Origin of the sequence: Caulobacter sp. S45 (assembly GCF_009765965.1) — a bacterium.
Taxonomy (GTDB): domain Bacteria; phylum Pseudomonadota; class Alphaproteobacteria; order Caulobacterales; family Caulobacteraceae; genus CAHJWH01.
In genome coordinates this window covers 2,600,289-2,613,042 of record NZ_LMUL01000014.1, presented here as the reverse complement: position 1 = coordinate 2,613,042, position 12,754 = coordinate 2,600,289, and the positions used below count along the sequence as shown (strand labels likewise).

General features: G+C 65.1%; 7 protein-coding genes. 5 read left to right on the top strand and 2 right to left on the bottom strand.

Going from position 1 to position 12,754, the window contains the following annotated elements; translation table 11 throughout:
* Positions 1-4: 4 nt before the first annotated feature.
* The 4 genes from betI to GSQ87_RS19130 all read left to right on the top strand — a co-directional run bounded on the left by betI (position 5) and on the right by GSQ87_RS19130 (position 5,734).
* Positions 5-604: a transcriptional regulator BetI gene (gene betI, locus GSQ87_RS19145; RefSeq protein ID WP_158917193.1), complete on the top strand. Its 600-nt coding sequence runs from the start codon at positions 5-7 to the stop codon at positions 602-604.
* Positions 605-674: 70 nt separating this feature from the next.
* Positions 675-1,805, top strand: a complete 1,131-nt coding sequence (locus GSQ87_RS19140; RefSeq protein ID WP_158917191.1) for an aromatic ring-hydroxylating dioxygenase subunit alpha — start codon at positions 675-677, stop codon at positions 1,803-1,805.
* Positions 1,806-1,963: 158 nt separating this feature from the next.
* Entirely contained in the window at positions 1,964-3,592 is a 1,629-nt protein-coding gene (locus tag GSQ87_RS19135) for an NAD(P)/FAD-dependent oxidoreductase (protein ID WP_158917189.1), read from the top strand.
* Between the two features lie 12 nt (positions 3,593-3,604).
* Positions 3,605-5,734, top strand: coding sequence for a PAS domain-containing sensor histidine kinase (locus GSQ87_RS19130; protein ID WP_216839401.1), 2,130 nt, complete (start codon positions 3,605-3,607; stop codon positions 5,732-5,734).
* Between the two features lie 98 nt (positions 5,735-5,832).
* Here GSQ87_RS19130 and GSQ87_RS19125 read toward each other — a convergent pair whose 3' ends face one another.
* Both GSQ87_RS19125 and GSQ87_RS19120 read right to left on the bottom strand, forming a co-directional pair.
* Complete coding sequence (locus GSQ87_RS19125; RefSeq protein ID WP_158917187.1) at positions 5,833-8,262, bottom strand: TonB-dependent receptor; 2,430 nt, start codon at positions 8,260-8,262, stop codon at positions 5,833-5,835.
* 49 nt (positions 8,263-8,311) lie between these two features.
* Positions 8,312-10,297 carry a tetratricopeptide repeat-containing sulfotransferase family protein gene (locus GSQ87_RS19120; protein WP_158917185.1) on the bottom strand — a complete coding sequence of 662 codons (1,986 nt, stop codon included), beginning with the start codon at positions 10,295-10,297 and terminating at the stop codon, positions 8,312-8,314.
* Between the two features lie 405 nt (positions 10,298-10,702).
* Between GSQ87_RS19120 and GSQ87_RS19115 the strand changes: the two genes are divergently transcribed.
* Entirely contained in the window at positions 10,703-12,754 is a 2,052-nt protein-coding gene (locus GSQ87_RS19115; protein WP_158917183.1) for an ATP-binding protein, read from the top strand.

Below are 12,754 nucleotides of genomic sequence, written 5' to 3'. Positions count from 1 at the left end.
TGGCGTGGCCAAGGCCTTCTCGCGCGAGACCACGGAGGTCAGGCGCGCGGCGCTGATCGCCGCGACCCTGGCCAGCCTTGCGGACAGGGGGCTGGGAGCGGTGTCGGTGCGCGACGTCGCCAAGCGCGCGGGCGTGTCACCGGGGCTGATCCGCCACCATTTCGGCGGCTTCTCCAACCTGCTGGCCGAAGCCTACGCCACCGTGGTCGCCCAGGTGGACGCAGCGCTCGACCAGGCGGTCGCCGCCGCCGGCGACGATCCGGACCTCCGGATGCACGCCTTCGTCGAGGCCAGCTTCAGCGAGACCGTGGTCGACCGCGACCTGCTCTCGGCCTGGCTGGGCTTCTGGGGCTTGGTCCGCACCGATCCCGTCACCGCCGCCAAGCACGGCGAGACCTACGTCGCCTATCGAAGGAGGCTGGAAGGGCTGCTGGAGGACATGGCGACGGCGCGAGAGCGTCCGTTGGATTTGAGGCTGTCGGCGATCGGCTTGTCGGCCCTACTCGACGGACTGTGGTTGGAGCTGTGCCTGGACCCATCCACCTTCTCGCGAAACGAGGCAATGCAGATCGCGGCCAGATGGGTGAAGGCCGAACTGGCCTGAGCTTCGGAAGGGCTTGCCTCGCGTAGACAATTATACGACCGTATAGCAATCGCCTGCCCTGGAGATCGCCATGGCCGAACCGCTGTCGGAAAGCCTGCCTGCCTGGCTCTACACCGACCCCGCCTTTTTCGCCCTGGAGCGGAAACGGCTGTTCCGCCAGACTTGGCAGATCGTCTGCCACGTCAACGACATCCCGGCGACGGGCGACTACCAGGCGTTCGACTTCCTCGACGACAAGATCCTCACCGTGCGCGGCGAAGACGGCGAGGTGCGCAGCTTCCACAACGTCTGCCGTCACCGCGCCTCGCGCCTGGCCGACGGCTCGCACGGCAATTGCGGACGGCGGCTGGTCTGCCCCTATCACGCCTGGAGCTATGGCCTGGACGGCCGGCTGGCGGCGATTCCGCGCTGGCAGGGTTTCGAGGGGCAGGACACCACCGCGCTCGGGCTGAAACCGGTCGAGCAGGAGGTATGGCGCGGCTTCGTCTTCATCCGCCTCGGGCCCGGCCTGCCCAGCGTCGCCGAGATGATGTCGCCCTACGACGCCGAGATATCCGCCTACGCCTTCGAGAAGCTACAACCGCGCGGCAAGGTGGTGATGCGCCCCCGCCCGGTGAACTGGAAGAACGTGTCGGACAACTACGCCGACGGGCTGCACATCCCGGTCGCCCATCCCGGCCTGTCGCGCCTGTTCGCCGGGACCTATGCGCTGGAGGCCCAGCCCTGGGTCGACAAGATGTCCGGCGTCATCACCAAGACGCCCTCGTCCAACTGGTCCGAGCGCGGTTACCAGGGCCTGCTCGGCGGGTTCGACCACCTACCCGCTCCGCTGCAGCGGACCTGGAACTATTACAAGCTGTGGCCGAACATGGCCTTCGACGTCTATCCCGACCAGGTGGACTTCATGCAGTTCATCCCGGTCTCGGCCACCCAGACCCTGATCCGCGAGATCGCCTACGCCCATCCCGACAGCCGCCGCGAAACCCGCGCCGCCCGCTATCTGAACTGGCGCATCAACCGGCAGGTCAACGCTGAGGACACCGTGCTGATCGAGCGGGTGCAGGCGGGCATGGCGTCGTCCAGCTATGTCAGCGGGCCGCTGTCGCCGGCCGAGCCATGCCTGGCCAGCTTCGCCGCGCGGATGCGCGCGGCCATCCCGGAAGCGGCCCTGCCCCACCCGCCTGTGGGTCAGTCTGCTTGACCCCCTCCGCTCATCCCGGCGAATGCCGGGACCCAGACCCTATGGCGCGGGCTTGCCAAGCGTGGCTGTGCAAACCCTCACCTCACCGAGCCTTACGATCTGGGTCCCGGCATTCGCCGGGATGAGCGGATTTCAGAGCATATGAAAAGGCGAACCGCATGACCCATACCAGCGACATCGTCATTGTCGGCGGGGGCCACAATGGCTTGGTCTGCGCCTTCTACCTCGCGCGGGCGGGGCTGAAGGTGACAGTGCTTGAGCGCCGCCACATCGTCGGCGGCGCGGCGGTGACCGAGGAATTCCATCCGGGCTTCCGCAACTCCACCGCCAGCTACACCGTCTCGCTGCTGAACCCCAAGGTCATCACAGACATGGACCTCGCCGGCCACGGGCTGGAGATCGTCCATCGCCGGGCCGCCAACTTCCTGCCGCTGAACGACACCGAATACCTGATCGTCGGCGAGGGCCGCACCAAGGCCGAGATCGCCAAGTTCTCCAAGCGCGATGCGGAAAGGCTGGACGCCTATAACGACCGTCTGGAGGCCATAGCCGACGTGCTGCGCGACTTGGTGCTGAAGGCCCCGCCCAATGTGGAAATGGGCGGCGGCCTTGCGGGATTCGCCGAGATGCTGAAGGGCGCGGCGCTCGGACGCTCGCTGGCCAAGCTCGATACGACCGCGCGGCGCGACCTGCTGGCCCTGTTCTCCCAATCGGCCGGCGACTGGCTGGACGGCTGGTTCGAGAGTGCGCCGATCAAGGCGGCCTTCGGGTTCGACGGCATCGTGGGAGCCTACGCCAGCCCCTACAGCCCCGGCACCGCCTACGTGCTGCTGCACCACGTGTTCGGCGAGGTGAACGGCAAGAAGGGGACCTGGGGCCACGCCATCGGCGGCATGGGCGCCATCACCCAGGCCATGGCCAAGGCCTGCGCGGCGCTCGGCGTCGACATCCGCACCGATGCGCCGGTGCGCGAAGTGGTGGTCGAGAACGGGCGCGCCACCAGCGTCGTCACCGAGGCCGGCGAGCAGTTCAGCGCCCGCGCCATCGTCTCCAACCTGAACCCCAAGCTGTTGTTCGAGAAACTGGTCGACTCCACGGTCCTGCCGGACGACTTCCGCGAACGCATCGCGCGCTATCGCTGCGGCTCGGCCACCTTCCGCATGAACGTGGCGCTGTCGGAACTACCGCGCTTCACCTGCCTGCCGGAACCCGGCGACCATCTGACCGGCGGCATCATCATCGCCCCGACCCTGGCCTATATGGAGCGCGCCTACGCCGACGCCCGCGCCCACGGCTGGTCCAAGGAGCCGATCGTGGAGGTGTTGATCCCCTCCACCCTCGACGACAGCCTCGCCCCGCCGGGCCAGCACGTCGCCAGCCTGTTCTGCCAGCACGTCGCGCCGCAACTGCCGGACGGCCGGTCCTGGGACGACCACCGCGAGGAGGTCGCCGACCTGATGATCGACACGGTCGAGCGCCACGCGCCCGGCTTCAAGGCGTCGGTGATCGCGCGCAAGTCGATGACGCCGCTCGACCTGGAGCGCACCTTCGGTCTGGTCGGCGGCGACATCATGCACGGCGCCCTGACGCTCGATCAGATGTTCAGCGCCCGCCCGGTGCTGGGCCACGGTCACTACCGCAGCCCGGTCGCGGGCCTCTACCAGTGCGGCTCGGGCACCCACCCCGGCGGCGGCGTCACCGGCGCCCCCGGCCACAATGCAGCGCATGAAATCCTGAAGGACTTCGGTCGTCGCATGGCGGGACGACGGGCGGCGAAGGCGGGGTGAGGCGCTTTGCATTTGACGCGACGCGAGCCGAATACAGTTGCCGCAAGCGGTCCGTCAGCACCTTCTCGCTCTAGCGCGAAGCGGCTATGGTCGCGCTTGAACTGCCGCCGACGGTTTTTGTCGCGACCGCCGCGAGCTGTTCCCAAGGGTCATATGCAGACACCCAAACCCCGGCTGATTTCCGACCTCGCGCAGGTGGAGCGCTTTCAGGTCCTGATCGACGCGGTCAAGGATTACGCCATCTACCTGCTGGATGCGGAAGGCCACGTGGCGACCTGGAATACGGGGGCCGAGCGCTTCAAGGGCTACACGGCGGACGAGATCATCGGCCAGCACTTCTCGACCTTCTACACCGAGGAAGATCGGATAGCCGGGCTTCCCGCGCGGGCCTTGAAAACCGCCGCCACCGAAGGCCGCTTCGAGTCCGAAGGTTGGCGCGTACGCAAGGACGGCACCCGCTTTTGGACCCACGTGGTCATCGACCCCGTGATCGGTGAAGGCGACCGGGTCATCGGGTATGCCAAGATCACTCGAGACATCTCTGCGCGCCGGGTCGTGGACGAAGCGCTGGTGGCCAGCGAGCAGCGCTTCCGCCTGCTGGTCCAGGGCGTGCACGACTACGCCATCTACATGCTCGATCCAGACGGCCACGTCACCAATTGGAACTCCGGCGCGCAAGCCATCAAGGGCTACACCGCCGAGGAGATCGTCGGGCAACACTTCTCCCGCTTCTACACCGAGGAGGACCGCGCCGCCGGCGCGCCGGCCAAGGCTCTGGCGACGGCGTTAGCCGAGGGGAAGTTCGAAGGCGAGGCCCACCGCGTTCGCAAGAACGGCGAACGATTCTGGGCGAACGTGGTGATCGATCCGATCCGCGACGACCGCGGAGAGCTGGTCGGCTTCGCCAAGGTGACACGCGACATCACTGAAAAGCGCAAGGTCCAGGAGGAGCTTGAACGCTCCCGCGAGGCTCTGGTGCAGGCGCAGAAGATGGAGGCCGTTGGCCGCCTCACCGGTGGAGTCGCGCACGACTTCAACAACTTGCTGACGGTGATCCGCGCCTCGGCCGACTTTCTCCTTCGGCCGGAACTCGACGACCGGCGGCGCCTGCGGTACGCGCAAGCCATCGCCGACACGGCGAAACGCGCCACAACGCTCACCGGGCAGCTCCTTGCTTTCGCGCGCCGCCAACCTCTCAGGCCGGAGGCGTTCGACGTGGGGGCGCGGCTACGCGGATTGCATCAGATCATCGGAACGACTATCGGCTCATCGGTTCGGGTCGAACTCGATCTTCCCGACACCTCTCCCACGGTCGAAGCGGACCCTAGCCAGTTCGAGACCGCTATCCTGAACATGATCATCAACGCCCGCGACGCCATGCCAAGCGGCGGCCTGATCAAGCTATCGGTGTCGGCTTCCACAGGTGTCCCGGCCGTTCGAGGTCACGCTGCGATGGCGGGCGATTTCGTGGCGGTTGAGATCGCCGATACAGGGACAGGGATGGAACCTGCGACCCTGACTCAGATCTTCGAGCCCTTCTTCACCACCAAGGCGATCGACAAGGGCACAGGGCTCGGTCTCAGCCAGGTCTACGGTTTCGCCAAGCAGTCGGGCGGAGAGATCGACGTCCACAGCCAACTCGGTGTCGGGACCGCGTTCACGCTTTACCTTCCTCGATCAACCGCAAGTGTTGGAGCGCTGGAGGCAAAGGTCGCGCCTATCGATCTCGCTACGCTGCCCACGCGCAAAATCCTGCTGGTTGAAGACAACGAGGGGGTCGGCAACTTTGCGGCTGGCCTCCTGAGCGAACTAGGCCAAACGGTGACCTGGGTCGCAGATGGGCAAAGCGCGCTGGAGGCGCTCAACCAGAACCGCGACGCCTTCGACTTGGTGTTTTCCGACGTCGTCATGCCAGGCATGAGCGGGATCGAACTCGGACACGCAGTCAAAGCACGCTGGCCGGACCTGGAGGTGGTCCTCACCAGCGGCTACAGCCACGTCCTCGCCGAGGAAGGCACGCATGGCTTCGAGTTGCTCAAAAAGCCCTATTCCATTGAGGGGTTGCTCGTGGCGTTGAAGCAGCGCGCAGAGACGGCGACCGAGGCGCGCCAATCTAGAACGGATGCACTGGAGGACCGCTAAGGGTCATCAGCCCCACAGCTACTTTCCGATAATTCGAACTTCGCTCACCTCGAAAATCGAAGGGCGGAAGCACGCGCTTCCGCCCTTCGATCTCGCCCCTAGAACTTCTGCCCCATCTTGAGGCCGATCTGCATCGGCTGGATCGGCACCACGTAGACCGCTGGAGCCACGCCCTGGACCGAGGTCGAGGCGCAGACGCTGACCGTGCAGGGCGTGTAGCGGTTCTCCTCGCCGCGCGAGTCGAAGGCGTTCTTGATGAAGGCCTCCAGCGTCAGGCCGTGCTTCTCCACCCCGAAGGCGAAGTCCGCCGTGGCGTAGCCCGACATCTTGCCAAGGGAATCCGTGTCGGCGGTGCGCAGGCCGACATAGTTCTGGGTCAGATAGACCGCCGACGCCTGAACATGCGCGTTCCAATTGAACAGATCGAACGTGTAACGAGCGATGATATTGCCCTTGAACTTCGGTGTATAGGGCAGCTGCGTTCCCTTCACCGCCTCGGCGTCTACGTTGGAGCAACTGGAGATCAACTGGCCCGTGCTCTGGTCGGTGCCGCAGAAATTCTTGGTCAGCTTGGCGTCGTTGTATGACCCGCCGGTCGAGAAGCTCAGATGTTCGGTCGCCTGCCAGTCGGAATTGAACTCCACGCCCTTGATGTTGGCCTGGGGCGCGTTCTCGATGATGGTCAGGCTGTTTGGACCCAGGAAGGAGAACTGGAAGTTGCTCCAGTCCTCGTCGTACAGGGCGGCGTTGAAGGTCAGTCGTCGCTGGAACCAGGAGGTCTTGAAGCCGACCTCGTAGTTGGTCAGCGTGTCGGCCTGGTATGGACCGAAGTTGCCGTTGCGGTTCACCCCGCCCGGCCGGTATCCGGTCGAATAGGTGAAGTAGGCCAGATGTTGGGGATCGAAGCGGTAGGTCAGGTTGATCTTGTGCGTCTCGCCCGACGCCGCGACGGTCTTGTCCAGGTCCTGGCACGGCTCGTTGTGATAGTGGCTGTCGTTGAAGCAGGCCGCCTGGCCCGTACCGGAACTGTAGTTCGAGCTGAAGCCGAAGAAGCCCTGCAGCGAGTTGTTGTAGGCGTAGCCGCGCACGCCAGCGGTCAGGCTCAGCTTGGGCGTGATGTCGAAGGTGGCGTCGACATAGGCGGCCACGTCGCGGTCGATCCGCTCCTGATCGGTGAGCCAGATCGTGCCTGGATAGCCAGGAACCGAGAAGTTGTTCGCCGGATTCGCAGCGGCCGCGTCGCCGAAGCCGGCGATCTGGTAGTCCTGCACGATCCAGTGGGTCTGGCGTTCCTCGAACACGCCGGCGATGAAGTGCAGCCGGTCGCTGGCGGGCGAGACGATCCGCAGTTCGTTGCTGCGCTTGGTGAAACGATCGCGTCCGACGATCTCCTGCGCCGGGTTGGGCAGCACATTGCCATTGTTGTCGGTCCAGAAGGCGCCGGAGCCGTTGATGGCGTCGTAGAACACCGAATAGTCGGTGTAGTCGGTGCGCGAGTCGATCGAGCGGGCGAAGTAACCGCCGGAATAGACCAGGTCCAGGTTGCCGATCTTGCCGTTCACCGTCAGCGCCGCCTGGAAGAAGCGGTCGTGGTCGGTGTCGGGCTGGAAACGCTGCACCTTCAGATCGCCGACGGCGGGCTCGTAGCCGAACACGCCGTCGATCCGCTGGTCCTGGGCGATGAAGCTCGGGGTGATGGTCCAGTTGTTGTTCAGGTCGATCTTCAACGCCGCGCGACCGCCGTAGGTGTCGACCTTGTTGAAGTTGTCCTTGACCAGGCCAGCGTTAGTGAAGGTCGAGCCGGAGGTGGCGAAGGTGCGCGAACCCGCAACGTTGTCGATATAGCCGCCGTCGTGCTCGTCCCAGCCGACGATGCGCACGGCCATCTTGTCGGTGATCGGCACGTTGACGAAACCCTCGGCCACATAGCCGGGACCGCCGTGATCGAAGGTATTGCCCTGGATGTCGTAGCCGGCGCTGAAGGCGGCGCTGGTCGGCTTGTTGGTGATCAGGCGCAGGGTGCCGGCCTCGGAACTGGCGCCGTACAGTGTACCCTGCGGCCCCGGCAACACCTCGATACGAGCCATGTCGTAGGGGTGGACGTCGATGGTGCCGCCGATGGTGGTGATCGGCTGTTCGTCCAGATAGACGCCAACGCTGGGCAAGGGGCCGGAATGGTTGGCGTTGTCGCCGCTGGCCACGCCGCGCATGTAGATGCTGGTCTGGCTGGGGGTCTGGGTCTGAAAGGAGACGCTGGGCGTGTACTTCACATAGTCCTGGAACTGGGTGACGTTGAGCTGTTCGAGCTTGCGGTTGTCCAGCGCCTGGATGCTGACCGGAATGTTCTGGATGCTCTCGCTGCGCCGCGAGGCGGTGACGACCACTTCCTGCACCTGGGGCGCCGCACTTGAAGCCTCGGCGGCCTGGGCCAGGGCGTGCCCAGCGTATGTCATCATGGTGGATGCGAGCAGACCCGCCACCAGCGTGTTGGAAACCTTTGTCGGCTGTATCGCCTTACTGATATTCATATCCCCCGATATCCCCTCTAATGGACCTTTGTGGTCCCTGTTGTTCAGATCATTTCGACTCGCCACGCCATGCCTCGAGCGCGTTCCCCAACGCGGCTTCGAGCGGCCGCAGGTGCGCGCTGTAGTTTCGCCACTGCTCCAGCCCGTCCCGGAAGATCGGCTGGCGGACCTGTTCCGAGCTAGCGGTTCGCACCGCACGCTCGTTATCGTAGAAGCGCAGGCAGGCCGGATCGAAGCTCAGCCCGCAGTGATCCAATAGACGACGGACCTCGGCCTCGGTATCCTCGACCATGTCCTCGTAGATAACCCGATGGACCTTGCCAGGTTGCACCTGGTCGAAATGGTCCATCAACCGAACGTAGCCACGGTAATAGTGGCCAAGGTCATGCAGGTCGTAGGAGAAGTTCTGCCCGCGCGCGAAATGCTGCTTGAACGCCGAGAAGCAGGTCGCCAGCGGATGGCGGCGTGCGTCGATGATCTTAGCGTTGGGCAGGATCAGCCGGATCAACCCAACGTGCAGCCAGTTGTTGGGCATCTTGTCGATAAAGAACTGGCGTCCCAGTTTCCGCTGCACCTGGGTCCGCTCAAGGAACCGTGCGCCGAACGCCGCCAGCGCCTTGCCGTCCAGATCCGCCACGCCCGCAGGATAGCCGGCGTCGCCCTCCCCGATCCGCCGGGCGATGGCGGCGATCTCCGGCAGCTCCATCGTGCCTTCCACCTCGGGATGACTGGACAGGATCTGCTCGATCAAGGTCGAACCCGAGCGCGGCAACCCGACCACGAAGATCGGATCGCATGCCGGATCGCCCAGGGCCGCCTTGGCCTGGAACAGCTCGGCGCCGAAGATCGCCGCCGTCTTGCGGACCTGCTGGGCGGTCTCCAACGCATCGTAGCCGAGCCGCGCCTTCTGGATCGCCGCCCCCTGGGCGTAGTGATCGAAGGATTCATCGAACCGCTCCCCGTCCTCCAGCGCCTTGCCGAGCGCATAGTGCAGGTGCAGCCGGTCCTCGTCGCCCAGGCGCGCCTGATGCAGCGCCGCCTGCATGGCCTCGACCTGTTTGGAAACGAAGCGGACGGTCTTCAGATTGGCCAGGCTCCACCACGCCTCGCCCTTCGCCGGCGCCAGCGCGATGCAACGACGGTAGGCCTCCACGCCGTCGTCTTGCCGCCCGACCGTTTTCAGCGCGTGGCCATAGTTGAGCCAGAGCACCGGCTGGTCCGCATGCCGCGTCAGCAGGTCTTCGTAGATCTCGATGCTGGCCGCATATTCGCCAAGCCCCGTCAGCACCGCCGCTTGCAAGGTCCGATAGCTCGGATCGCTCGGTTCCGCCGCCAGCAGCCGCTCGACCTCCACCAGCGCCTCGGCGCCCTTGCCTTGGCGATGCAGCACGCCGGCATAGTTTCGGCGCGCCGCGGTAAAGCCCGGAGCTAGCTCGAGGCAACGCGTGAGCAGAGCCGCGGCGTCGTCATATCGCCCCAGGCGGGCGCCAAGCTCGGCGAGCATGCGGATCGCAACGACGTCGGTGGGATGGACGCGCAGGCGATCGCGCAAAATGGGCTCGGCCGTGTCGAGCCGGTTGCCGGCGAGGGCGTCGGCGGCCAGCATGAGCTGCGCGTCGCCGACGGCCGCCTCGACGTAGCGAAGATAGGCCACATCGGCGCTGGTCGGATCGCCGGCTTGGGTCAGCACATCCCCGAGAAACCTCCAGACGTCCGGCAGGTCAGGCTCCAACCGCACGGCTTCGCGACCGGCGGTCAGCGCTGCGCCAACGTCGCCAAGATCGGCTTCGGCCAGTCCCAACTCCAGCCATGCCCGGCCCGAATCGCCATGCTCCCGGACCAGGGTCGACATGAGATCACGCGCCGCCGCCGGGTCGCCGCCGAGCCGTAGCGAAATCCCCAGGATCAGCCGCGCGTCCAAGTTGCGGGCGTCGATTTTCAGAATCTCATGCGCCTGACGCGAAGCAAGCGTGGGACGTTGCGTAAGGAGCTGCCACGCATGGGCCACAGCCGCCTCGATCGAGTCAGCCGCCATCGCTGGAGGAAATGTCGTTTTAGTCCGGGTCAACGCAGCGCCCATTTCAAATCTTGGCCGTGGATGACAAAACTTGCGACGCGCCATCTGGAGCGCACCTCATGGTCTTGGCCAGAACGCCGAAAAATGTGGCGGCGCCCCAGCATTCCGCTCAACCCATAAGCTATCGGCACACCCGACCCCGCGCTTTGAGGAGACGACGACCTGAGCGCAAGTTGCGTCTTTTTTGCCCAAAACGCAGCCATCGTTGAAGATTCCCGCCCCACAACCGCGACATTATAACAGTTCATCCCAGACATTAATTTGAAGTTAACTGAAGATTTACAATATCCACCTGGTTATAACTTATAATTAGGGGGTGGCATGGTCGTGGGGGACAGCACCAGCAGTCGCCGAAACATCCTGGTGTCGTTTCTCGCCGTCCTGATCTTGATGATCGGGAGCGCCGGCGCCCTGATCGGCTTTGTATGGACGGCCATCAACCAGCAGGAGGCTGTTCGTGAGCGCATACTCGCCTCGCGCACCATCTCCAGGACCCTGGAACAGGTCGTGGAGGCCACCACGACCGCGGCGTCCTGGGACGAGGCCTATCGCAACATCGGCGGCGCGATCGATCCGGCCTGGGCGGATCGCAGTATCACCACCTACTACCACACGACCTTTAGGCACGATCTCACGCTGATCTTCACCCCTGACGCCCGGCTGGGCTACGCCGGCCAGGAGGGGCGCCGCGCCGACCTGGCGAAATTCGCCGACCTCTCGCGCCGCGTGTCGCCTTTCGTACGCCAAGCCCAGTCGCTGGAGTTTCGCAGGCGCACGGGCGCGGCGCCGCCAGGTCCGCAGGCCACGGGCAATACGGTGTTCTTCGGCTCGGCCGTCCGCTCCGGGGGCGAGGTCTACCTGCTGGGCATAGCCACGGTCGCGCCCACCGACGGCGTCGCACACGGAACGCGTCCATCCACCGTCATTGTCACCGGGCTGAAGGTGGACGGGAGACTGCTCGCATCTCTCCATCAGGATTTGGGTATCGGGGGTGCGCGCCTGTCCTTTGCGCGCCCTGCCCCGAACACGAGCTTCGCCGCCGTTCCCGACGTGAAAGGCCGCCCTCTGCTCTACATCGGGTGGGAGCCGCTGAAACCCGGCATGGACGTGCTGAAGAAAATCAGCGGCTATGTCCTGTTGGGCTTGGCGCTGCTCGCCATCGCCGTCGCCGCGCTGGGCATAAGGATACGAGGCCTGTTCCTGCACAGCGTGGCCAAGGACCAGGCCCTACAGTCCACCCTGGCCGAACTGATCAAGGCCCATGACGCCGCCGAAGCCGCCAACGCCGCCAAATCCCAATTCCTGGCTAATATGAGCCATGAGATCCGCACCCCTCTCAACGGCGTGCTCGGCATGGCCCAGGTGATGCAGAGGGGGGAGTTGAACGACGAGCAACGCGAACGCGTGCACGTGATCACGCGTTCGGGCCACGCCCTGCTCGAAATCCTCAACGACATCCTCGACCTGTCCAAGATCGAGGCCGGCAAATTCGAACTCCACGCTGGCGACTTCCAGATGGAGGAAGTGCTCGAGGGCGTTCGTCACGCCTACTGCGATGTAGCGGCGAGCAAGGGCGTGGGCCTGGAGGTGGAGATAGCGCACGACGTCGTCGGCGGCTGGCGGGGAGATGGCGCGCGGCTACGGCAGATTCTGCTCAACCTGGTTTCCAACGCCATCAAGTTCACCGACGGCGGCGAGGTGCGGCTGGCGCTGGACCTAGTCGAGGGCGCGGTCCGGTTCCAGGTCGTCGACCAGGGCATCGGCATAGCACCGGACAAGATCGGCCTGTTGTTCTCGAAGTTCTCACAGCTCGACGCCTCCGCCACTCGCAGGACCGGTGGCACGGGGCTGGGGCTGGCCATCTGCAGGGAGTTGGCGGCGTTGATGGGCGGCTCCATCAGCGTCTCCAGCACGGTCGGGATCGGATCGACCTTCACCCTCCTGCTGCCCCTGGAACGCGTTCATCACCTCGCAACCGCCGCCGCCGCCGAAAATCCAGGCTGGGAGCTCAAGGCCACGTCCATCCGCATCCTGGCGGCGGAAGACAATCCGACCAACCGCCTGGTGCTCCAGGCCCTGCTCGACCCCCTCGGCGTGCAGATCGCCTTCGCCACCAATGGCAGGGAAGCGGTCGAGGCCTGGACCGCGCAGGATTTCGACATCGTGCTGATGGACGTGCAGATGCCGATCATGGACGGTGTCGCCGCCGCGCGCCAGATTCGCGCCCTGGAAAATGAGACCGGCCGCACCCGCACGCCCATAATCGCCCTCACTGCCGACGCCATGACCCACCAGATCGACGCCTACCGCGCGGCGGGCATGGACAGCCACGTCAGCAAGCCGATCGAGCTGAAACGGCTATACGCCGCGATCAGCGACACCCTGCGTCAAGCCGCACTGGAACAGGCGGCCTGA

What these genes read in the sequence shown, in the direction of transcription:
- GSQ87_RS19135 (WP_158917189.1), top strand. Translation starts at nt 1,964, where the DNA reads ATGACCCATACCAGCGACATCGTCATTGTCGGCGGGGGCCACAATGGC.
- GSQ87_RS19140 (WP_158917191.1), top strand. Translation starts at nt 675, where the DNA reads ATGGCCGAACCGCTGTCGGAAAGCCTGCCTGCCTGGCTCTACACCGAC.
- GSQ87_RS19120 (WP_158917185.1), bottom strand. Translation starts at nt 10,297, where the DNA reads ATGGCGGCTGACTCGATCGAGGCGGCTGTGGCCCATGCGTGGCAGCTC.
- GSQ87_RS19125 (WP_158917187.1), bottom strand. Translation starts at nt 8,262, where the DNA reads ATGAATATCAGTAAGGCGATACAGCCGACAAAGGTTTCCAACACGCTG.